The following is a 21,068-nucleotide window of genomic DNA, read 5'->3' as shown; positions in this document are numbered from 1 at the left end:
GGTGAGGGGGCGGAAGAGGGTGCGGAAGAACGCTCGTTGCCCGACACAGCTGCCCGTGCCTCCCGTTGGCGGTGGGGTGACGGCTCCGCGCAGCCGCAGAACCGCTCGCATACTAAGGTAAGGGTTACCTTAGTTGAAAGGGCCTCACGGGGTGCGCCGCACCAGGAGCCGGGAAGTGAGGTTAAGCTCACCTAACCTGTTGTCCGGGCCGCCCGCGCGGCCCGCCCGTCCGCGCAGGGAGACCGGCACGTGGCTCAAGCGGCTCAAGTGGCCCCCGGGAAGAGGCTTCGCACCACGGTGCTGGTGACCGGGGTCGTCGCCCTCCTCGTCCTGCTGTCCCTGCTGTCCGTGGCCCTGGGCGCGCTCAGCATCCCGCTGGACCAGGTCGTCCGCTCCGTCCTCGGCCGTCCGCCGAGCCACCTGGTGGACAACGTCATCTGGTCGGTACGGGTGCCGCGCACGCTCACCGGCCTGGCCACGGGGGCGGCGCTGGGCCTGTCCGGCGCGCTGATGCAGGCGCTCACCCGCAACCCGCTGGCCGATCCCGGCATCCTCGGGGTCAGCGCCGGGGCGTCCTTCGCGATCGTGCTGGCGGTGGCGGTCTTCGGGGTCGCCTCGCTCTACGGCTATGTGTGGTTCGCCTTCGGCGGGGCCCTGGTCGCCAGCGTCCTGGTCTTCCTGCTCGGGCGGCTCGGCCGGTCCGGGGCGACCCCGGTCAAGCTGGCGCTGGCCGGAGTGGGCGTCACCTCGCTGCTGTCGTCGCTGACCAGCGCCGTGGTGCTCACCGACCAGGACGCGCTGGACCGCTACCGCTTCTGGTCGGCCGGCACGCTGGCCGACGTGGACGGCGGCGACCTGCTGCGGGTCGCGCCCTTCCTCGCCGTCGGCGCCGTGCTGGCACTGACCTGCGCGCCGATGCTCAACAGCCTGGCCCTCGGCGACGACGTGGCCGCCTCGCTGGGGCGGCGGCCCGGGCTCATCCGGCTCCAGGGCGTCACCGCGGTCATGCTGCTGACCGGCGCGTCGGTCGCCGTCATCGGCCCGGTGGTCTTCCTTGGCCTGGTCGTCCCGCACATGGCCCGGGTGCTCGCCGGATACGCCGGGATCGGACCTGACCACCGCTGGCTGCTGCCGCTGTCGGCGGCGCTCGCGCCCGTGCTGCTGCTGTCCGCCGACATCCTGGGGCGGATGGTGGAGCGCCCCACCGAGATCCAGGCGGGCGTGCTGGTGGCCTTCCTCGGCGGGCCGTTCTTCATCGTCCTGGTCCGCCGCCGCAAGCTCGCGGAGGTGTGACCCGTGGCCCTTTCCCCCTCCCCCGGCCTCCGGCGTGCCGCGGTGCTGCGCGACCGGCCCTACCGGCTGGCCGTGCCGCCGGTCTCCGGGATGCTGCGCCCGCGCCTGGTGCTGACCGGTGTGCTGGTGGCCGTCGGCGCCTTCGGGCTGTTCTGCTGGGGCCTGGCCCTCGGCGACTACCCGGTGTCGCTCCCCGATGTCGTCAAGGCCCTGGCCGGCACGGGCGACCCGGGCACCCTGGCAGTCGTGCGGGACCTGCGGCTGCCGCGCGCCCTGACCGGGCTGCTGGTCGGCGTCGCCTTCGGCGTCTCCGGCGCGGTCTTCCAGACCATGACCCGCAACCCGCTGGCCAGCCCCGACATGATCGGGCTCACCGAGGGCGCCGGGACGGCGGTGGTCGCGGCGCTGGTCCTCGGCTGGACGGGGGGCCTCGGCCTGTCGACGCTGGGCCTGCTCGGGGCGCTCGCGACCGCGCTGCTGGTCTACGCGCTGGCGTGGAAGGGTGGGGCCACCGGCTACCGCATCATCCTGGTGGGCATCGGCGTGTCGTGGATCTGCACCAGCGCCACCGACTTCCTCGTCGCCCGCGGCAACCGCTTCGAGGCGCAGGAGGCGATGGGCTGGCTCGTCGGCAACCTCAACGGCCGCACCTGGGGCCAGGTGGACTCCCTCGCCGTCGCGCTCGCGGTGCTGCTGCCGGTCACGCTGGCGATGGGCCGCTGGATGCGCACGCTCCAGCTCGGCGACGACGTGGCCGCCGGGCTCGGCACCCCGGTCCAGCCGGTGCGGCTCGCCCTGCTGCTGGCGGCGGTGGGGCTGGTCGCCTTCGGCACGGCGGCGGCGGGGCCGGTGGCCTTCGTGGCGCTGGCGTCCCCGCAGATCGCCCAGCGGCTGGCCGGCACCTCGGCGCCGCCGCCGCTCGTCTCCGGTCTCACCGGCGCGTTCGTCGTCCTCGGCTCCGACCTCGTGGCACGCGAGGCGATCCCGGGCACCGAACTGCCGGTCGGGATCGTCACCGGCGCCCTGGGCGCGCCGGTCCTGCTGTGGCTGCTCATCCGCGCCAACCGCGCGGGCTCTGGAGGCTGATCCCATGTCGACCACCGACTCCCGCGTCCCCCGCCCCGCCGCCGGCGCGCCGCACAAACCGCCGACCGGGCCGCGGCTGGAGGCCCGGGGGCTCCAGCTGGCCTACGACGGCCGCACGGTGGTGGCGGACCTGGACCTCGCGGTGCCGACCGGCCGGATCACCGCCGTGGTCGGCGCCAACGCGTGCGGCAAGTCGACGCTGCTGCGCGCCCTGGCCCGGCTGCTCGCCCCGCGCGGCGGCGCGGTCGAGCTGGACGGCGCCGCGCTGCGCTCGCTGCCCACCCGCGAGCTGGCCCGCAAGCTCGGCATCCTGCCGCAGACGCCGGTGGCGCCCGAGGGGCTGACGGTCGGCGACCTGGTGGGCCGCGGCCGGGCCCCGCACCAGACGTGGTGGCGGCAGTGGTCGGCGGCCGACGAGGAGGCGGTGCGGGCGGCGCTCGCGGCCACCAGCATGACCGAGCTGGTGGACCGGCCGGTGGACGAGCTGTCCGGCGGCCAGCGGCAGCGCGCGTGGATCGCGATGGCCGTCGCGCAGGGCACCCCGGTGCTGCTGCTGGACGAGCCGACGACGTATCTCGACCTCGCCCACCAGATCGACGTGCTGGACCTGATCACCGACCTCAACCGGCGCGAGGGCCGCACGGTGGTGATGGTGCTGCACGACCTCAACCAGGCGTGCCGGTACGCCGACCACGTCGTGGCGATGAAGGCCGGCCGGATCGTCGCCGAGGGCCCGCCGGCCGAGGTGGTCACCGAGGCCACCGTCGAGGACGTCTTCGGCCTGCGCTGCCGGGTCGTCCCCGACCCGGTCAGCGGCACCCCGCTGGTCATCCCGCTGGGCCGGCACCACGGCGACACCGGCGGGCCCGCCGACGCCGGCTGACGGCGCGTCCGCGGGCCCGGGACCCCCGCGATGTCACGGACGGGACGTCAGATACCCGCCCATGGTGCGGAAGTAGTCGGCCGCCGCGTGCTCGGCGCCGTCCTCGGTGCGCACCCGGCGCACCAGCAGCCCCTTGCCGCGCCCGGAGTACGCCTGCGCGCCCGCCACGACCACCACGCCGTCGCCCTCGCGGATGAAGATCCGGCCCGGCGTGCCGCCGTAGCGGCCCTCGGAGACCGCGGCCGAGACGATCCGCAGCCGCTCCCCGCGGTGGAAGGCGTACGCGTTCGGGTAGGGGTCGGACTGGGCGCGCACCAGGCGCTCCAGGCGCTCGGCGGGCCAGGTCCAGTCGATACGGCTGTCCTCGGCGGCCCGCTTGTGGAAGAAGCTGGCACGGGCCGGGTCCTGCGGTATCCACTGCCCGGCGTCGCGGCCCGAGGCGATCAGGTCCAGCGACTCGTGGACCAGCGGCGCGATGAGGTCCACGGTGCGGTGGAAGAGGTCGGTGGCGGTGTCGTGCGGCCCGACCGGCACCGAGCGCTGGACGAGGATGTCGCCGGCGTCCAGGCGCTCGGTCATCCGGTGCGAGGTCACCCCGACGCGCTCCTCGCCGTTGATCAGCGCCCAGATGATCGGGGAGAAGCCGGCGTAGGCGGGCAGCAGCGAGTCGTGGATGTTCAGGGTGCCGTGCGGCGGGAGGTCGTACAGCTCGGGCGGCAGCCAGGTGCGCCAGTTGTTGGCCACGATGATGTCCGGCTGCGCCTCCTTCACGGCGGCCAGCACCTCGGCGTCGTCGGGGCGGTTGCGCAGCAGGACCGGGACACCGTGCTTGGTGGCGAGCTCGGCGACGTTGTCGTCCCAGATCCGCTCGTAGGCGTGCTCGCTCCTGGGGTGGGTGAGGACGAGGACCACCTCGTGCTCGGAGTCCAGCAGCGCCTGCAGCGTGCGGTGACCCCAGGTCTGGTAACCGAGCATGACGACCCTCATGACAGTCCTTCCCTCCAACGGCTCCATTGCTAGGTAAGGCTTACCTTATCTAGCATGACCCTGCCTGAGGGAGGCGATACTGAAGTGAAGTCACCGCACATGGGTTCCGACGTCGTCCACGACATCCTCGGAGTCGGCTTCGGCCCGTCAAATCTCGCTCTGTCCATAGCAGTTGAGGAGTACAACGCGGGGCTCGCGGCAGACCGCCGTCTCGACGCGCTCTTCCTGGAGCGCCAGCCGGGCTTCGGCTGGCACCGGGGGATGCTGATCGACGACGCGACGATGCAGGTGTCCTTTCTCAAGGACCTCGTCACGCTGCGCAACCCCACCAGCGACTACAGCTTCCTGTGCTTCCTGCGGGAACGCGGCAGGCTGATCGACTTCCTGAACCAGAAGACGCTCTTCCCGCTGCGGATGGAGTTCCACGAGTATTTCGAGTGGGCCGCCGCACGGGTCGGGCACCTGGTGTCGTACGGCTGCGAGGTGACCGGGGTGGTCCCGGTGCGCGGCGAGGACGGGCGGGTGAGCTGCTTCGACGTCACGAGCCGGCGGGCCGGCGGCCCCGGAGGGACCGTCACCCACCGGGCCCGCAACATCAGCGTGGCCGCGGGCCTGGAGCCGCACATACCGCCGGGCCTGGAACCGGCCGAACGCGTGTGGCACAACAGCGAGCTGATCCCCCGTGCCGCCGCGCTCGCCGCCGAGGGCGCGCCCGTGCGGCGGGTCGTGGTGCTCGGCGCCGGGCAGAGCGCGGCGGAGGCGGTGGACTACCTGCACCGCACCTTCCCCGACGCCGAGGTGTGCTCGGTCTTCACCAAGTACGGCTACACCCCGGCCGACGACAGCCCGTTCGCCAACCGCATCTTCGACCCCGAGGCGGTGGACGTGTACTTCTCCGCGCCGTCCGAGGTCAAGCAGTCGCTGCTGGACTACCACCGCTCCACCAACTACTCGGTGGTCGACATGGACCTCATCGAGTCGCTGTACGCCACCGCCTACCGGCAGAAGGTGGCCGGCCGCGAACGGCTGCGGTTCCTGAACGTCTCCCGCATCCGGGCGGTCGAGCAGGGCGCGGGCGGCAGCCTCGACGTCACCGTGGAGTTCCTGCCCACCGGCGAGCGGCAGGTGCTGGCGGCCGATGTGCTGGTGCTCGCCACCGGCTACCGGCCCCGCGACCTGTCGGCGCTGCTCGGCGAGGCCGCGAAGCTGTGCCTGCGCACCGACGGGGACGCGATCCGGGTCGGCCGCGACCACCGGGTCGAGACGGTCCCGGAGGTGACCGCGGGCATCTACCTCCAGGGCGGCACCGAGCACACCCACGGGCTGACCAGCACGCTGCTGTCGACGGTCGCGGTCAGGGCCGAGGAGATCCACCGGTCGGTGCTGGCCGGCCGGGCGGCGGCCTGACGGCCCGGCAGCGGGGCCGGCCGCTCAGCAGCGCAGCGCCGAGCGTCCGGCCCGCCAGGCGTCCAGCAGCCGGGCCGACAGCCGGTCCTCCAGGAAGGTCGTGGCGTCCGCGCCGAAGGCGACGTCCGGGGCCAGGGCGGGCTCGGCGGACAGCAGGCCGTCGACGACCTGGTGGCGTACGACCTGCTCGTGGACGGCGTCGGCCTCCACGTGCTCGTCGTAGAAGCGCTGCGCCGCGGGCCCCGCGCCCGCCTTGCGCAGGCCCGTCGCGAGCCGGCGGGAGCCGGGCGAGGAGGTGACCTCGACCCATGCGAAGTGGCCGACGAGGGCGCCGCGCAGGGCGCGGTGCAGGCCCAGCAGCGACATCAGGTTGACCACGGCCAGCATCTCGGCCGGCGACCGGTCCAGGTAGCGGCCGTAGGCGGTGTCCAGGCCGAGGTCGGCCATCAGGTCGGCGAAGAGCCGGGCGTGCACCTGGTCGGCGCGGCCGGCGCCGAACTCGTCGTACTCGATCGCGGCCATCGCCGCCTTCGCCTGGCCGTGCAGCCGCGGCAGCACCCAGGCGTGCGGATCGGCCTCCTTGAGGTGGTAGAGCGAGCGCAGTGCGGCGTACTGGCGGAACTGCTCCAGGTCGCCGTGCCGTTGCAGGTGGTGGGCGACCGAGGCCGAGTGGTCCGCGGGCTCCACGAGCAGTTCGGCGAAGACCTCGGCGGGGCGGCGCGGGCCGGGTACGTCGCGGCGCAGGGCGGTCAGGAAGCGGTCCTCCAGCGCGGCGCGGACGGCCAGCAGCCCGGGGTCCCACTCGCGGTCGTCGGCGACGCCCGCGAAGCCGCGGTAGTGCAGCTCGTACAGGACGTAGAGGGCGAGCTGGAGGTCGTCGCCGTACGGTTCCGCGCCGGCCGCGTGCTGCCGCAGGGCGGGATCGGCGTCGCGGGCGGTGCGCAGGGCGTGCAGGACGCCGCGGGAGAGCGGCCCGCGGGGCGCCGGGAGGGCGGGGCCCGCGGGGTCCGGCGCGGGGTGCGGGTGGCTGCCGGGTTGCCGGGTCGTCGCGGTCACCGCGTGCCGTCCTTCCTCCGGCCCCGGTGGGGCGCGGGTGTCCGTGCGTGGGCCGTCCGCCCGGGAATTCTCACCTGGTGCCGTCCTTCTCCTGCGGGCCGCCGTGCCCGGCCGGCCGTTCACGGGCGCGGTGGCTGGTGTCGCACCAGGGGTACGTGGCGCTGCGCCGGCAGGTGCAGATCGCGACGGCGAAGCGCCGCGAGACGGACACGGTGCCGTCCTCCGCGACGACCTCGACCGGCCCCTGCACGACGACGGGCCCGCCGGGCTCGACAGTGACCCGGCGCGGCGGCTGCGCCCGCGGCCCGGCGGCGTCCTCGGTGGCCTCGGCGGCCTCGGTTTCATGGGCGTTCTGCACGGATCACCACCAGCTCCTCCTGGTCGTCGCCCGGCGCCATCAGGCCGCGGCCCCGCAGCCAGGGCAGCCGGGAGCGCAGCACCGGGCCGAGCGGCACCCGGGCGCGGGCGTGGACCCCGGCGGACAGGCCGAGGCCGGTCAGCAGGTCCACGGTGCGCTGCGGGCCGCACAGCCCGGAGTGCACCATCAGCAGCACGCCCCGGGGGCGCAGCAGTTCCGCGGAGGCGGCGCACAGCGAGTCCACGACCTGCCGGCCGTCGATCCCGGCGTCCCAGGCGCGGGCCGCGCGGTGCGCCGTCCCGGCCCGCCCGGCGGGCGGCGCGGGGACGTAGGGCGGGTTGCTCAGCACCAGGTCGTACGCCCGGCCGGCCGCGGGGCCGCCGGGGCGGCAGATGTCGCGCCGGTGCACCTCGATGCGGTGGCCGGCGCGCAGCGCGTTGAGGCGCGCGGCGGCCAGCGCCCGCCAGGAGACGTCCACGGCCTCGACCCGGCCGCCGAGCCGGGCCGCGTACAGGGCGAGCGCCCCGCTGCCGGTGCCGACGTCGAGCACGTCGCTGCCGGGCACGACCTCGCGGCACAGCGCGGCGGCGAGCAGCGCGGTGTCGGCCTGCGGCCGGTAGACGCCCGGCAGGCGCCACACCCGGTCCAGCGGGGGCGGCGGCGCGAGCGGCGCGGACTCGGCGGTGCCGGTTCGCGGCGGGGCTCCTCGCAGCACGGCGGCTCCTCTCGGTTCGGGCGGCGGGGTCTGCGGCGGCGCCGGGTCCGGCCCGGCCCGGCGGCGGGTGGTCAGCCGCTCGGGGGGTAGGGGGCGCCGCGCAGCACCCGCGCCAGGTGCGCGGTGTTGGCCGCGAGGGTGGCCGTCGCGGTCGCGACGGGGTCGGGGGTGGCGTCCAGGTCCTGGTAGTCGGTGCCGTGCATGGCCTCGCCGACCCAGTAGGCGACGGCGCCCGGCGCCAGCGAGAAGCCGACGTCGTTGAGGCCCTGGTAGAGGTCGGCGCTGACCTTGTGGGCGCCGTCCTCGTTGCCGACGACGGCGACCGCGGCGACCTTCCCGGACGTCGCCATCCGGCCCTGGTCGTCGGTCTCGGACAGTTCGGCGTCCAGGCGTTCCAGGACGCGCTGGGCGACGCTGCACGGGTGGCCCAGCCAGATCGGGGTGGACAGGATCAGGATGTCGGCGGCGAGCATCCTGGCCCGGATCCGCGGCCAGGCGTCGCCGTCGCCGGCGTCGGTCACCACGCCGGGCTTGACGTCGTGGTCGGCGATGCGGACCACCTCGCCGGTGACACGGTGCTCGCCCAGCGCCTGGAGCACCTGCTCGGCCAGCAGCTGCGAGCTGGAGCGGGCGGGGCTCGGCTTCAGTGTGCATACCAGGGCAAGAGCCCGCAATTCGTCCTCGTCGCTCATACTGCGCGGGTAACCCCGATACCGCGGACGAAACCTGCCGGTCACCGGGTGCGGACCCGAAGCCGCAGGTCAGTCCCCCTCGACCAGGACCCGGACGGTCCGCACCGAGGTGTCGGAGGCGTCCGGCACCGACATGCCGGCCTCGACGCCCGAGCGCAGGTAGTCCACGACGGCGGCGTTCAGCCGCTCGCCGGGCAGCGCGGCCGGGATGCCCGGCGGGTAGGGGGTGAGCATCTCCGCGGCGATCCGGCCCACGGCGTCCTTGCAGGGCACCTGCTCGATCCGGCCGAAGAACGCGTCCCGCGGCAGCACGACCTGCTCCAGCCGCAGCTCCTCGGGGTCGGGCACGGCGACCCGGGCCGCCGGCCGCAGGTCGGCCGCGTGGCCGGCGAGGTCGCGCAGCGCCGCGACCAGCCGCCCGGTGGTGTCCTCGTCGTCGGCGTGGGTGAGCTGGGCGCTGATCCGCCGGTGGTCGGCGACATGCAGGTTGACGCGGTGGTGCTCGCGCAGCCGGTCGGCGGCGGCGTAGCCGCTGACGCCGAGCCCGGTGAGGTCGACGAAGACCTGGAGCGGGTCCATGTCGGCGGCGCGGCCGGGCCCGCAGAAGTCGTCGCGGCCGTTGACGTGCATCCCGTCGATGCCGTCGATCGCGGCCCTGGTGCGGTGGGCGAGCGCGAGGGCGCGGTCGAAGAGTTCCCGGCCGTGCTGGGCTATCTGCCGCCGCCAGCCGTCCATCCCGGCGTAGAGCAGCACCGAGGGGCTGGTGCTGCCGAGCAGGTCGGCGCGGGAGGCCAGGATCTCGGCGGTGACCCGGCCGCCCTGGAGGTGGAAGACCGAGCCCTGCTCCAGGCCCGAGCCCATCTTGTGCACCGACGTCACGCACACGTCCGCGCCGGCGTCCATGGCCCAGGCCGGCAGGTCGGGGTGGAAGGGCAGATGGGCGCCCCACGCCTCGTCGACGATGCAGGGCAGGTCGCGCGCGTGGCACACCTCGGCGACGGCCGCGAGGTCGGCGCAGGTGCCGTACGGGGTCGGGCTGGTGACCAGGGCGCCGCGCGCGTCGGGGTGCTCGGCGAGCCGGGCGGCGAACGCGCCGGGGCTCGGCGGGTGGGCCAGGTGCCGCTCGGGGTCCCACTGCGGGTCCACCCAGATGGGGCGGATGCCGGCGAGGATCAGCCCGGCGATCACCGACTTGTGGGCGTCCCGCCCCACCAGCAGCTTCTCGTGCGGCCCGGCGACCGACAGCATCGCGGCCTTGACCGACAGCGAGCTGCCGCAGGTGGAGAAGAAGGTGTGCTCGGCGCCGACCGCGTCGGCCATCAGCTCCTGGGCGCGCTCCAGCACCCGGCCGCGCGAGAGCCGGTCGTCGAGCCCGGCGACGGCGAGCATGTCGGCGGCGAAGACCGCCTCGCCCAGCACCTCGCGCACCCGGGGGTCGGCGCCGCGGCCCTGCTTGTGCCCGGGCGGGGTGAACGGCAGCTGCCCGTCGGCGTGGTAGGCGGCGAGCGCGTCGAGTACGGGTGCCTGGGAGTGGTCCATAGCGGGCGGATGCCCCCGGCGGCGGCGCGCTACGCCCGGCGTTCCCCGGATGGCGGGCACCCGGGCGGGTGCGGGGGCGGGCGATGGCGGCCGGGCGCGGGCGGGTGCGCGGGCGATGCATGTGCGGGCCCGGAGCGGGCAGCCGCAGGCCACACCGCTTTCTGGCACAGGAGGGAATGCGTGGCCATGAGTGACGAGACGATGGGCGACGAGGTCTACCAGCCCGAGGGCGACGAGGACGAGGAGCAGGCGGACGCCGCCCCGCTGGACATGGAGGACGCGCTCGGCGAGGACGACTACGACGCCACGCTCGACAAGGGCTACTCGCCCCCCGAGCGGCCGTACGCCGTGGACGACGCCGGCACCACCGCCGAGGAGCAGCGCGAGGGCGAGCGGCTCGACGACCGGCTGGCCCGCGAGGTCCCGGACGTGGCGCCGGAGGGCGGCGACGGCATCGGCGACTCCTCCGACACGCAAGGCGAGCCGCTCGACCCGGAGGCGGGCGACGAGCGCGCCGGCCGGCTGGTCGCACCCGACCAGGGCACGGACCGGCCGATCCGGGACGCGGGCGTCGCCGAGGACGTCGGGGTGGACGGCGCGGCGGCCGGCGCCGAGGAGGCGGCGGTGCATGTGACGGACGACCCGGAGGGCCCGGCGGGCGGTGCGGACCGGGAATGAGCGGGCGCGGGCGGGGCGGCGGCGCGCCGGGCGCGCGGGACGGACGAGAGGTGGAGCCGGTGGGGTCGCGGGCGCGGGACATGGCGGGGCGGACGGTGGTGGTCACCGGTGCCAGCGGCGGCATCGGGCGGGCGACGGCGCGGGAGTTCGCCCGCCGCGGGGCGCGGATCGGGCTGCTCGCCCGGGGCCGCGCCGGTCTTGAGGCCGCCGCGCGCGAGGTGCGCGAGCTCGGCGGCGAGGCGCTGGTGGTGCCCACCGACGTCAGCGACCACCGCGCGGTCACGGCCGCCGCCGACGCGGTGGAGCGGGAGTTCGGGCCGTTGGAGGTGTGGGTGAACGTCGCCTTCACCTCCGTCTTCGCGCAGTTCACCGACATCGCGCCGGAGGAGTTCCAGCGGGTCACCGATGTGGCGTACCTGGGCTACGTCAACGGCACGCGGGAGGCGCTGGCCCGGATGATCCCGCGCGACCGGGGCACGGTGGTGCAGGTCGGCTCCGCGCTCGGGGAGCGGTCCATCCCGCTCCAGTCGGCCTACTGCGGGGCCAAGCACGCCGTCAACGGCTTCACCTCGTCGGTGCGCACCGAGCTGATGCACCGCGGGAGCGGCGTGCGTGTGACGGTGGTGCAGATGCCGGCGGTCAACACCCCGCAGTTCTCGTGGGTGCTGACCCGGCTGCCGCGGCACCCGCAGCCGGTGCCGCCGATCTACCAGCCCGAGGTGGCCGCGCGTGCCGTGGTGTACGCGGCGGCGCACCCGGGGCGCAAGCAGTTCTACGTCGGCGCGTCCACGGTGGCGACGATCCTGGGCAACCGGGTCGCGGCCGGGCTGCTGGACCGCTACCTGGCACGTACCGGGTACGACGCGCAGCAGACCGCCGAGCCGACCGCGGCGGGCCGGCCGCACAACCTGTGGCAGCCGCTGGACCGCGCCGGCGGCGAGGACTTCGGGGCGCACGGCGCCTTCGACGACCGGTCGCACCCGCGCTCGCCGCAGACCCGGCTGGCCCGGCACACCGGCGCGGTGGTCGCGGCCACGGCCGCCGCGGGCCTCGCGGTGGCCGTGGCCGTCGCGGGACGGCGCAGGTCATAGGGCACAGGCCGGTCGCGGGCGGCGCGCGGGCAGGCCGCGGGGGGGCTCAGCCCTGGAGCGCGGGCAGCACCTGGGTGCGGTAGGCGTCGAAGAACTGCCGCTGGTCCGGGCCGATCTGGGCGACGTACACCTCGTCGAAGTCCGCCTCCTCGTACGCGCGGATCGCCTTCACATGCTCCTGCGGGTCGTCGCCGAAGGTGCCGGCGGCCTCGGTCATCTCCCGGGTGACCAGGGTGGCGGCCTGCTCGATGTGCTCGGGGGTGGGCAGCACCTGGGCCAGCTCGCCGGGCAGCTGCTCATTGGGCCACAGCCGGTGCACGGTGTCGATCGCGCGGTCGCGGTCGGTGTCCCAGCACACCTTCAGGCCGCCGACGACGGGCTTGTCGCCCCCGCCGCCGCGCCGGAAGCTGCCGACGAGGTCGGCGTCGGGCTGCATCGTCACGAAGCCGTCGCCGATCCGCCCGGCGAGCGCCGCCGACAGCGGTCCGAAACCGGACACGTACAGCGGCGGCGGCTGGTCGGGCAGGGTGTAGAGGCGGGCGTTCTCCACGGTGTAGTGCGGGCCGCGGTGGGTGACGCGCTCGCCGGTGAAGAGCTTGCGGATGACCTGGACGGCCTCCCCCAGCATCTGCATACGCGCGGGTGCGTCGGGCCAGGCGCCGCCGACGACGTGCTCGTTGAGGGCCTCGCCGGTGCCGATGCCGAAGCGGAAGCCGCCGTCGAGGAGGGTCGCGGAGGTGGCGGCGGCCTGCGCGTTGACCGCGGGGTGCATCCGCACGGTGGGGCAGGTCACCAGCGTCGTCACCGGCAGCGAGGTGACCTGGGACAGCGCGCCGATCACCGCCCACACGAAGCCGCTCTGGCCCTGCCGGTCGTTCCACGGGTGGTAGTGGTCGGAGACCGCCAGTGCCGTGAAGCCCGCCTGCTCGGCCATGCGCGCCTGCTCCAGCAGCTCGCGCGGGGTGAACTCCTCGCAGGACAGGAAATAGCCGTACCGCGTCATATGCGCCTCCCTCGGTGCTCCCCTGCGGGTGCCCGGCCCGGCCGGGCCCATGCGTGGCCCGCGCCCGGCCGGTGGCGGTGCGGGGCGGCGGTGCGGGGCCGTCCGCGGCGGGCACGGGTGCGGGCATAGGGCGGCGGGGACCGGGCACCCGATGCGGGGAGCGGGGCCACGCAACCGGGAAGGCCAGGCATGAGCACTGTCGAGCGGTTCACCTCCTCTTCCGCGCCGGACGCCGGTGCGCCGGACGTCGCAGCGTTGGACGTCGCGGCGCTGGAGGAGGCGCTGCGCGCCGAGGTCGAGGGGGAGGTGCGCTTCGACCCGGGGAGCCGCGGCGCGTACGCCACGGACGGCTCCAACTACCGGCAGGTCCCGATCGGCGTCGTCGTCCCGTACGGCGTCGAGGCGGGCGCGGCGGCGGTGGCGGTGTGCGCCCGGTTCGGCGCGCCGGTGCTCTCCCGCGGCGGCGGCACGAGCCTGGCCGGGCAGTGCACCAACACCGCGGTCGTGATCGACTGGACGAAATACTGCGACGGCCTGGTCTCCGTCGACCGCGAGGCCCGTACCTGCGTCGTCGAGCCCGGCATCGTGCTGGACGAGCTGAACCGCCAACTGGCCGCCTGCGGGCTGAAGTTCGGCCCCAAACCGTCCACCCACACGCACTGCACCATCGGCGGCATGATCGGCAACAACTCCTGCGGCGCCTCGGCGCAGGCGTACGGCAAGACCGTCGACAACGTGCGGCGGCTGGAGATCCTGACCTACGACGGGCTGCGCTGCTGGGTGGGCCGGACCTCGCCGCAGGAGTACGAGGCGATCACCGCGCAGGGCGACCGGCGGGCCGAGCTGTACACCGGGCTGCGGGCGATCGGCGACCGCTATCTGGCCGACATCCGCCGCGGCTACCCGAAGATCCCCCGCCGGGTGTCCGGCTACAACCTGGACGACCTGCTGCCGGAGAACGGCTTCCATGTCGCCCGCGGCCTGGTCGGCAGCGAGGGCACGCTGGTGACGGTGCTGCGCGCCGAGCTGGAGCTGGTGCCGGTGCCGGCCGCCGACGCGATGCTGATCCTCGGCTACCCCGACATATGCGCCGCCGCCGACGACGTACCGCGGATCCTGGAGCACAGCAGCCCGTCCCAGCTGGAGGGGCTGGACGACCGCATGGCGCAGCTGATGCGGGAGGAGGGCAGCCATCTGGAGTCGCTGCGGGCCTTCCCCGAGGGCGGCAGCTGGCTGCTGCTGCAGTTCACCGGCGACGACCGGCCCGCGGCCGACCGGCAGGCCGAGGAGCTGCTGCGGGCCCTGGGCCGCGACCGCGACGACCCGGCGGTGGCGCTGTCGGACGACACCGCGCGCGAGCAGCGCATGCTCAAGGCCCGCGAGGCGGGCCTGGGTGTCACCGCCCGCCCGCCGGACGAGCGCGAGACATGGGAGGGCTGGGAGGACTCCGCCGTCCCGCCGGACCGGCTCGGCGACTACCTGCGCGAGCTCAAGAAGCTCTTCGCGCGGTTCGGCTACGACCACCCGTCGCTCTACGGGCACTTCGGGCAGGGCTGCGTCCACACCCGGATCCCGTTCGGGCTGCGTACCGCCGAGGGCGTGGCGCGCTTCCACGACTTCCTGCGGGCCGCGGCCGACCTCGTCGTCTCCTACGGCGGTTCGCTGTCGGGCGAGCACGGCGACGGGCAGGCCCGCGGCGAGCTGCTGCGCACCATGTACGGCGACCGGCTGGTGGGCGCCTTCGGCGAGCTGAAGGCGCTGCTCGACCCGGCCGACCGGATGAACCCGGGCAAGGTCGTCGCCCCGCACCCGGCGGACCGCGATCTGCGGCTGGGCGCCGACTGGCGTCCGCGCGACGACTCCGACGCCCGCTTCGGCTACCCGGACGACGACCACTCCTTCAACCAGGCCGTGCTGCGCTGCGTCGGCATCGGCAACTGCCGCAGCCACGAGGGCGGCGTGATGTGCCCCTCCTACCGGGCGACCGGCGAGGAGGAGCACTCCACGCGCGGCCGGGCCCGGCTGCTGTTCGAGATGATCGGCGGCCACGAGGACTCCCCCGTCACCGGCGGCTGGCGCTCGACGGAGGTCAGGGACGCCCTGGACCTGTGCCTGGCGTGCAAGGGCTGCAAGTCGGACTGCCCGGTGGGCGTCGACATGGCCACGTACAAGGCGGAGTTCCTGTCGCACCACTACGAGGGGCGGCTGCGGCCGGCCGCGCACTACGCGCTGGGCTGGCTGCCGGTGTGGGCCCGGGCAGCGCAGATCGCGCCGGGGGTGGTGAACGCTGGCCTGCGGGCGCCGGGGCTGGCCGGGATCGGCAAGCGCCTGGCGGGGGTCGCCGACCGGGACGCCCCGCTGTTCGCCGGGCAGTCGTTCCTGCGGTGGTGGCGCGAGCGCGGCACGCCCGAGCCGGAGCCGGGCGACCCGCGGGCGGTGGTGCTGTGGCCGGACACGTTCAGCACGTACTTCCACCCGTCGGTGGCCAGGTCCGCGGTGCGGGTGCTGGAGGACGCCGGCTTCCGGGTCGCGGTGCCCGGGGGGAACGTGTGCTGCGGGCTGACCTGGATCTCCACCGGGCAGCTGGACGTGGCGAAGCGGACGCTGCGGCACACCCTGGACGTGCTGCGGCCGTGGATCGAGGCCGGGACTCCGGTGGTGGGCCTGGAGCCGTCGTGCTCGGCGGTCTTCCGGGCCGACGCGCCCGAGCTGATGCCCGACGACCAGGACGTGCGGCGGCTCGCCGGGCAGTTCCTGACCTTCTCCGAGCTGCTGCTGCACAAGGCGCCCGCGCACTGGAAGCCGCCGGTGCTGACCCGGGCGGCGACCGTGCAGACCCACTGCCACCAGCACGCCGTCACCGGCTTCGACGCCGACCGCGAGCTGATGCGGCGGGCGGGCCTGGACGCCGACGTGCTGGACGCGGGCTGCTGCGGCCTGGCCGGCAACTTCGGCTTCGAACGCGGCCACCAGGAGCTCTCCTTGGCCATCGGCGAGCTGGGCGTGCTGCCCGCGGTGCGCGAGGCCGCGCCGGACGCGCTCGTGCTCGCCGACGGCTTCAGCTGCCGCACCCAGATCGAGCAGGGCGGCACCGGCCGGCGGGCGCTGCATGTGGCCGAGGCGCTGGCGATGGCGCTGGACGGCCCGGCGCCCGCCGACCGCCCGGAGAAGGCCGTGGACCGCCCCGGGCCGCCGAGCCCGGCCGCCGCCCGGCTGGTCACCGCCGGCGCGGCGCTGACCGCCGCCGGGGCCGCGGGCGGGCTGTACGCCCTGCTGCGCCGGCTGCGGCGCTGAGCGGCGGCCGTCCGTCACCCCCACTCCCCCGTACGGCGCGACGAGAGGAACTGCCCGTGTCGATCAAGGTGTCCGACTACGTACTGAACCGCCTGCGCGAATGGGACGTCGACCACGTCTTCGGCTACGCGGGCGACGGCATCAACGGCCTGCTCGCCGCGTGGGGCCGGGCCGGCAACAAGCCGCGCTTCGTCCAGGCGCGGCACGAGGAGATGGCCGCCTTCGAGGCGGTCGGCTACGCGAAGTTCTCCGGCAAGGTCGGGGTGTGCGCGGCGACCTCGGGCCCCGGCGCGATCCACCTGCTCAACGGCCTGTACGACGCCAAGCTCGACCACGTGCCGGTCGTCGCCATCGTCGGGCAGACCAACCGCAGCGCCATGGGCGGCAGTTACCAGCAGGAGGTGGACCTGGCGGCGCTGTACAAGGACGTCGCCTCGGAATTCTGCGAGACCGTCACCGTTCCCGAGCAGCTGCCGAACGTCCTGGACCGGGCGCTGCGCACCGCGTACGCGCGGCACACCGTCACCGCGGTGATCATCCCGGCCGATGTGCAGGAGCTGGAGTACAGCGCGCCCACGCACGCGTTCAAGATGGTGCCCTCCAGTCTCGGCGTCGGCCACTACGCGCCCGTGCCCTCGGACGAGGACCTGCACCACGCCGCCGAGGTGCTCAACGCCGGCGAGAAGGTGGCGATCCTGGTCGGGCAGGGGGCGCGCGGCGCCCGCAGCGAGATCGAGCACGCCGCGGACACGCTGGCGGCGGGCGTGGCCAAGGCGCTGCTGGGCAAGGACGTGCTGCCCGACGACCTGCCGTACGTCACCGGGTCGATCGGGCTGCTGGGCGCCCGCCCGTCGTACGAGATGATGCGGGACTGCGACACGCTGCTGGTGATGGGCTCCAGCTTCCCCTACACGCAGTTCCTGCCCGACTTCGGGCAGGCCCGGGCGGTGCAGATCGACGTCGATCCGTACATGATCGGGCTGCGCTACCCCTTCGAGGTCAACCTGGTGGGCGATGCGGCCGGCACGCTCAAGCGGCTGCTGCCGCAGCTGAAGGCGAAGAAGCACGGCAAGTGGCGCAGGACGATCGAGCAGAACACCTCCCGCTGGTGGGACGTGATGCAGCGGCGCGCGGCCGTGGACGCCGACCCGGTCAACCCCGAGTACGTCGTGCACGCGCTGGACGACCTGCTGCCGGAGAACGCCGTGCTCGCCGCCGACTCCGGCTCGGCCGCCAACTGGTACGCCCGGCACCTGCGGATGCGCGGCGCCATGCGCGGCTCGCTGTCCGGCACGCTGGCCACGATGGGGCCCGGCGTGCCGTACGTGATCGGCGCGAAGTTCGCGCACCCCGACCGGCCGGCGCTCGCGGTGGTCGGCGACGGGGCCATGCAGATGAACGGCATGGCCGAGCTGATCACCGCCTCGAAGTACTGGCGGGACTGGAGCGACCCGCGGCTGGTCGTGGCGGTCCTGAACAACCAGGACCTCAACCAGGTGACGTGGGAGATGCGGGCCATGGAGGGCGCCCCGCAGTTCGTGCCCTCGCAGTCCATCCCGGACGTGCGCTACGCCGACTTCGCCCGCTCGCTGGGCCTGGGCGGGGCGCGCGTGGAGGAGCCGGGCGGGGTGCGGGAAGCGTGGCAGAAGGCGCTGGCCGCGGACCGGCCGTTCGTCATCGACTTCCGCACCGACCCGGCCGTGCCGCCGATCCCGCCGCACGCGACCTGGGACCAGATCGAGGCGGCGGCCTCGGCGGTGGTGCACGGCGACGTGGACCGTACGGCGATGGTGCGGCAGGGCGTCAAGTCGAAGATCCAGGAGATGCTGCCGGGCCGCCGGCACCGCGACGACCGGCCGGGTGCCGGGGACGAGGGGTGAGTGCGGCCGGGGAGGGCGGCGCCGACCCGGGCGGGCCGCGGATCCGGGCGCTGCGGGCGGCGGTCCTCACCGTGCCCACCGAGGCGCCGGAGGCCGACGGCACCCTGGCCTGGGCGGAGACGACGCTGGTGGCCGTGCACGCCGAGGCCGCCGGCGTCACGGGCCTGGGCTGGACGTACGGCTCACCGGCCGCCGCGGCGGTGGTCGGCGCGCACCTCGCGCCGGCCGTCACCGGCCGGTCGGCGTGGGACGTGCCCGCGGCGAACGAGGCGATGACCCGGGCGGTGCGCAACGCCGCCCGCCCCGGTATCGCCGGCCATGCGATCTCGGCGGTCGACATCGCGCTGTGGGACCTCAAGGCCCGCCTGCTGGAGCTGCCCCTGGTGACCCTCCTCGGCGCGGCCCGCGACGAGGTGCCGGTCTACGGCAGCGGCGGCTTCACCACCTACGACGAGCAGCGGCAGGACCGGCAGCTGCGGGAGTGGACCGAGGGGGCCGGCATCCCCCGGGTGAAGATCAAGGTCGGCGAGTCCTGGGGCGCGGCCGAGCAGCGCGACCGGCGGCGGATCAGCGCGGCCCGCCGCTCCGCGGGCGACGCGGAGCTGTACGTGGACGCCAACGGCGGCTACACCGCCAAGCAGGCCGTACGGCTCGGCTCCCACCTCGACGCGGAGGGCGTCACCTGGTTCGAGGAGCCGGTCTCCTCCGACGACCTGCCGGACCTGGCCCGGGTACGGGACGCGGTGCGCGCCGACGTCACCGCCGGGGAGTACGGCTACACCCTGGCGTACTTCGAGCGGATGCTCGCGGCCGGCGCGGTGGACTGCCTCCAGGCGGACGTCACCCGCTGCGGCGGTGTCACGGTGTGGCTGAAGGCGGCGGCGCTGGCCGAGGCGCGCGGGGTGCAGATCTCCGGGCACTGCGCCCCGCACCTGCACGCGCACGCCGCGGCTGCGGTGCCCAACCTGCGCCACCTGGAGTGGTTCCACGACCACGTCCGTATCGAGCGCGACCTCTTCTCCGGCGCCCTCGACCCGGCCGGCGGCGCGGTCCGCCCGGGCCGGGACGGCGCGCCGGGGCACGGGATGGCGCTGCGGGCGGACGCCGCCGAGCGCTACCGGCGCAGCTGAGCGCCGGTCAGGGCCTGCTCCCCCCACCACGGCTTGAGCGCCCGCTCCCCCCGCGGCACGGCGGCGGGGCGGGCCTTTCGCCGCACCGGCGGGTGCGTCAGATCTGCCCGGCAAGCGCCAGCATCAGCCCGGCGATGCCGACCATCAGCCAGGCGACGTAGTCCCCCAGGTGCCCGGAGTGCAGCCGGCGCAGCGGCACGATCAGCCGCCGGTCGGCGAGCCGGGCGGCGCCCCGCAGCGCGCGCAGCGGCGGGCGGCTCGCGGGGCGTACCGCGGCCAGCGCGAGGACGCCGGCGAGGGCGACCGAGAGCAGGCCCAGCAGCACACCCGCGAGCGTCCAGGCGGCCCCGGGCGCGGGCCCGGGCGGCGGCGGGGCGGCGCCGGTGCCGACCTGGGCCAGATAGCCGGCGCGGTCGCCGAAGGCGACGGCCGCCGACGCCAGCGCCCGCCCCGCGGCGGGCCACAGGCCGAGGGCGAGCGCGCCCAGCAGCAGCGCCGCCGGCACCGCGGTCATGGTGCGCGGCACCCTGCGGTGCGGCTCGCGGACCTCGGGCTCCTCCCCCGAGCCGCTGGTCTCGACGTCGGAGGTGCTGGGCGCGGGGACGGGACCTGCGGCGTAGAAGATGCGCAGGCCCGCGCGCAGCACCGCGCCGCCGGTGAGGGCCGAGACCAGCACGTAGAGCGCGGGCAGCCAGCCGGCATGGCTCTCGGCGGCGTGCTCGGCGAGCGCCTTGCCCAGCGCGGTGCCGAACGGCGGCAGCCCGGCGAGCGCGAGGGCGCCGGCGAGGAAGAGCCCGCCGAGCAGCCGCGAGCCGCGTTCGGTGCCGTGCAGGCCGTACTCGTCGACCGAGCCGTGCCGGTCGAGCAGGACGCCGGTCAGGCCGAACAGCGCGGCTTTCACCCCGGCGTGCCCGGCGACGTACAGGGCGGTGCCGGCGGTCGCGTCGCCGCCGAGCAGGCTCAGGCCCAGCAGCCACAGCCCGGTGTGCGCGATGGTGGAGAAGGCCAGCATGCGCTTGAGGTGCCGCTGCTGCCAGCACATGACGGCGCCGGTGAGCGCGGTCAGCACGCCGAGGGTGCCGAGGGTGTGGGTGACGGCCGCGTGCGGGATGCCGCCGGGGCCGGCGAAGACGGTGAGGTAGACGCGCGCGGCGCCGTACAGCCCGAGTTCGACCATCACGCCGGACATCAGCATGCACACCGGGGTGGGCGCGACGGCGTGCGCGTCGGGCAGCCAGAAGTGGAAGGGCACGGTCGCGGACTTCACCAGCAGCCCGGTCAGGACCAGCACGAACGCGGTGACGGTGAGCATGTCGGTGCGGTGGCCGGCGAGCGCGGCGCCGATCTGCGCCATGCCCAGCTCGCCGGTGCGGGCGTAGAGCAGCCCGATGCCGAGCAGCGAGCAGTAGGCGGCCAGGGAGTTGACGGCGCCGAAGGTGAGGGCGCCGTGCAGCGGGCGCGGGTCCTCGATGCGGAAGCCCGTCAGGGCGTAGGCGACCACGCCCATGAGCTCGAAGAAGACGAACGCGTCGAACAGGTCGCCGGTGAGGGCGAAGCCGCACATGCCGGCCTCGAAGAGCAGCAGCAGCGCGGGGAAGGCGCCGCGGTGCCGGACGGGCGGCTCGTCGAAGTAGCGCCAGGAGTAGACCAGGACGGCCGCGACGAGGATCGCGACCAGCAGGGCCAGGCCCGCGCCGAGCCGGTCGGCGACCAGGACGATGCCGACGCTGTGCCCGTGCTGCGGGGTCCAGCCGCCGGCCCAGGAGACCGCGCGACCGCCCTCGTCCCCGATGCGCGACCACAGCAGGGCCAGCTCGGCGGTGGTGCCGGCGGCGAAGGCGGTGGCGAGGATGTCGATGCCGAGTCGGGGCAGCACGCGGCCGGCCAGCACCAGGACCGCCGCGCCCAGCAGCGGGATCGCTACGGCGAGCGGGAGCAGGTCGGCCGTCTCCCGGCCGGTGGGCAGCACCGTCGGG

At 75.2% G+C, this 21,068-nt stretch carries 17 protein-coding genes; 9 read left to right on the top strand and 8 right to left on the bottom strand.

Translation table 11 applies throughout. The features are described from left to right. Positions 1-297: 297 nt before the first annotated feature. The 3 genes from HCN08_RS20645 to HCN08_RS20635 all read left to right on the top strand — a co-directional run bounded on the left by HCN08_RS20645 (position 298) and on the right by HCN08_RS20635 (position 3,262). The gene (locus HCN08_RS20645; protein ID WP_167984734.1) at positions 298-1,293 is read left to right on the top strand and encodes a FecCD family ABC transporter permease; all 996 of its coding nucleotides are present in this window, start codon (positions 298-300) and stop codon (positions 1,291-1,293) included. Positions 1,294-1,383: 90 nt separating this feature from the next. Then, on the top strand, positions 1,384-2,379 hold the full coding sequence (locus HCN08_RS20640; protein WP_240970287.1) for a FecCD family ABC transporter permease: 996 nt from the start codon (positions 1,384-1,386) through the stop codon (positions 2,377-2,379). A gap of 4 nt (positions 2,380-2,383) precedes the next feature. Beyond that, the gene (locus HCN08_RS20635; RefSeq protein ID WP_167984655.1) at positions 2,384-3,262 is read left to right on the top strand and encodes an ABC transporter ATP-binding protein; all 879 of its coding nucleotides are present in this window, start codon (positions 2,384-2,386) and stop codon (positions 3,260-3,262) included. Positions 3,263-3,295: 33 nt separating this feature from the next. Here HCN08_RS20635 and HCN08_RS20630 read toward each other — a convergent pair whose 3' ends face one another. Then, the gene (locus HCN08_RS20630) at positions 3,296-4,249 is read right to left on the bottom strand and encodes a methionyl-tRNA formyltransferase (RefSeq protein ID WP_167984654.1); all 954 of its coding nucleotides are present in this window, start codon (positions 4,247-4,249) and stop codon (positions 3,296-3,298) included. A gap of 99 nt (positions 4,250-4,348) precedes the next feature. On the opposite strand from HCN08_RS20630, the gene HCN08_RS20625 reads away from it, so the two are divergent. Beyond that, a complete protein-coding gene (locus HCN08_RS20625; RefSeq protein WP_206319033.1) occupies positions 4,349-5,656 on the top strand; it encodes a lysine N(6)-hydroxylase/L-ornithine N(5)-oxygenase family protein in 1,308 nt (435 codons plus the stop codon). 24 nt (positions 5,657-5,680) lie between these two features. Here the strand turns inward: HCN08_RS20625 and HCN08_RS20620 are convergent, their stop codons facing one another. The 5 genes from HCN08_RS20620 to HCN08_RS20600 form a co-directional block, all read right to left on the bottom strand. Beyond that, on the bottom strand, positions 5,681-6,712 hold the full coding sequence (locus HCN08_RS20620; protein WP_167984652.1) for an iron-containing redox enzyme family protein: 1,032 nt from the start codon (positions 6,710-6,712) through the stop codon (positions 5,681-5,683). A gap of 70 nt (positions 6,713-6,782) precedes the next feature. Next, positions 6,783-7,070 (bottom strand): CDGSH iron-sulfur domain-containing protein, encoded by a 288-nt coding sequence (locus HCN08_RS36635; protein WP_167984651.1) that lies wholly within the window; start codon positions 7,068-7,070, stop codon positions 6,783-6,785. Further along, positions 7,054-7,782 (bottom strand): HemK2/MTQ2 family protein methyltransferase, encoded by a 729-nt coding sequence (locus tag HCN08_RS20610; RefSeq protein ID WP_206319031.1) that lies wholly within the window; start codon positions 7,780-7,782, stop codon positions 7,054-7,056. Before HCN08_RS20610 ends, HCN08_RS36635 begins: the two co-directional genes overlap by 17 nt. Positions 7,783-7,856: 74 nt before the next feature. Continuing rightward, a complete protein-coding gene (locus tag HCN08_RS20605; protein WP_167984650.1) occupies positions 7,857-8,477 on the bottom strand; it encodes a flavodoxin family protein in 621 nt (206 codons plus the stop codon). A gap of 69 nt (positions 8,478-8,546) precedes the next feature. Continuing rightward, complete coding sequence (locus HCN08_RS20600) at positions 8,547-10,016, bottom strand: aminotransferase class I/II-fold pyridoxal phosphate-dependent enzyme (protein ID WP_167984649.1); 1,470 nt, start codon at positions 10,014-10,016, stop codon at positions 8,547-8,549. A 186-nt stretch (positions 10,017-10,202) separates the two neighbouring features. Between HCN08_RS20600 and HCN08_RS20595 the strand changes: the two genes are divergently transcribed. Together HCN08_RS20595 and HCN08_RS20590 are read left to right on the top strand one after the other, a co-directional pair. Continuing rightward, the gene (locus tag HCN08_RS20595; RefSeq protein ID WP_167984648.1) at positions 10,203-10,694 is read left to right on the top strand and encodes a DUF5709 domain-containing protein; all 492 of its coding nucleotides are present in this window, start codon (positions 10,203-10,205) and stop codon (positions 10,692-10,694) included. 80 nt (positions 10,695-10,774) lie between these two features. Further along, positions 10,775-11,785: an SDR family oxidoreductase gene (locus tag HCN08_RS20590; protein WP_167984732.1), complete on the top strand. Its 1,011-nt coding sequence runs from the start codon at positions 10,775-10,777 to the stop codon at positions 11,783-11,785. A gap of 46 nt (positions 11,786-11,831) precedes the next feature. Here the strand turns inward: HCN08_RS20590 and HCN08_RS20585 are convergent, their stop codons facing one another. Further along, on the bottom strand, positions 11,832-12,788 hold the full coding sequence (locus HCN08_RS20585; protein ID WP_167984647.1) for a TIGR03557 family F420-dependent LLM class oxidoreductase: 957 nt from the start codon (positions 12,786-12,788) through the stop codon (positions 11,832-11,834). A 189-nt stretch (positions 12,789-12,977) separates the two neighbouring features. On the opposite strand from HCN08_RS20585, the gene HCN08_RS20580 reads away from it, so the two are divergent. From HCN08_RS20580 to HCN08_RS20570, 3 genes are read left to right on the top strand one after another with little or no spacing between them, the layout of a single operon-like run. After that, on the top strand, positions 12,978-16,082 hold the full coding sequence (locus tag HCN08_RS20580) for an FAD-binding and (Fe-S)-binding domain-containing protein (RefSeq protein WP_167984646.1): 3,105 nt from the start codon (positions 12,978-12,980) through the stop codon (positions 16,080-16,082). 56 nt (positions 16,083-16,138) lie between these two features. Next, positions 16,139-17,962 carry a thiamine pyrophosphate-requiring protein gene (locus tag HCN08_RS20575; RefSeq protein ID WP_322974582.1) on the top strand — a complete coding sequence of 608 codons (1,824 nt, stop codon included), beginning with the start codon at positions 16,139-16,141 and terminating at the stop codon, positions 17,960-17,962. Next, positions 17,959-19,092 (top strand): enolase C-terminal domain-like protein, encoded by a 1,134-nt coding sequence (locus HCN08_RS20570; RefSeq protein ID WP_407648846.1) that lies wholly within the window; start codon positions 17,959-17,961, stop codon positions 19,090-19,092. Before HCN08_RS20575 ends, HCN08_RS20570 begins: the two co-directional genes overlap by 4 nt. Before the next feature lie 97 nt (positions 19,093-19,189). Here the strand turns inward: HCN08_RS20570 and HCN08_RS20565 are convergent, their stop codons facing one another. After that, complete coding sequence (locus HCN08_RS20565) at positions 19,190-21,061, bottom strand: complex I subunit 5 family protein (protein WP_322974581.1); 1,872 nt, start codon at positions 21,059-21,061, stop codon at positions 19,190-19,192. Positions 21,062-21,068: the final 7 nt, after the last annotated feature.

The sequence above is a fragment of the Actinacidiphila epipremni genome (assembly GCF_012034175.1).
GTDB classification, from domain to species: domain Bacteria; phylum Actinomycetota; class Actinomycetes; order Streptomycetales; family Streptomycetaceae; genus Actinacidiphila; species Actinacidiphila epipremni.
The sequence above is the reverse complement of the archived record's forward strand: the minus strand, read 5'-3'. Positions and strand labels throughout refer to the sequence as shown.

What these genes read in the sequence shown, in the direction of transcription:
- HCN08_RS20640 (WP_240970287.1), top strand. Translation starts at nt 1,384, where the DNA reads ATGCTGCGCCCGCGCCTGGTGCTGACCGGTGTGCTGGTGGCCGTCGGC.
- HCN08_RS20635 (WP_167984655.1), top strand. Translation starts at nt 2,384, where the DNA reads ATGTCGACCACCGACTCCCGCGTCCCCCGCCCCGCCGCCGGCGCGCCG.
- HCN08_RS20630 (WP_167984654.1), bottom strand. Translation starts at nt 4,249, where the DNA reads ATGAGGGTCGTCATGCTCGGTTACCAGACCTGGGGTCACCGCACGCTG.
- HCN08_RS20625 (WP_206319033.1), top strand. Translation starts at nt 4,349, where the DNA reads ATGGGTTCCGACGTCGTCCACGACATCCTCGGAGTCGGCTTCGGCCCG.
- HCN08_RS20605 (WP_167984650.1), bottom strand. Translation starts at nt 8,477, where the DNA reads ATGAGCGACGAGGACGAATTGCGGGCTCTTGCCCTGGTATGCACACTG.
- HCN08_RS20600 (WP_167984649.1), bottom strand. Translation starts at nt 10,016, where the DNA reads ATGGACCACTCCCAGGCACCCGTACTCGACGCGCTCGCCGCCTACCAC.
- HCN08_RS20595 (WP_167984648.1), top strand. Translation starts at nt 10,203, where the DNA reads ATGAGTGACGAGACGATGGGCGACGAGGTCTACCAGCCCGAGGGCGAC.
- HCN08_RS20590 (WP_167984732.1), top strand. Translation starts at nt 10,775, where the DNA reads ATGGCGGGGCGGACGGTGGTGGTCACCGGTGCCAGCGGCGGCATCGGG.
- HCN08_RS20585 (WP_167984647.1), bottom strand. Translation starts at nt 12,788, where the DNA reads ATGACGCGGTACGGCTATTTCCTGTCCTGCGAGGAGTTCACCCCGCGC.
- HCN08_RS20580 (WP_167984646.1), top strand. Translation starts at nt 12,978, where the DNA reads ATGAGCACTGTCGAGCGGTTCACCTCCTCTTCCGCGCCGGACGCCGGT.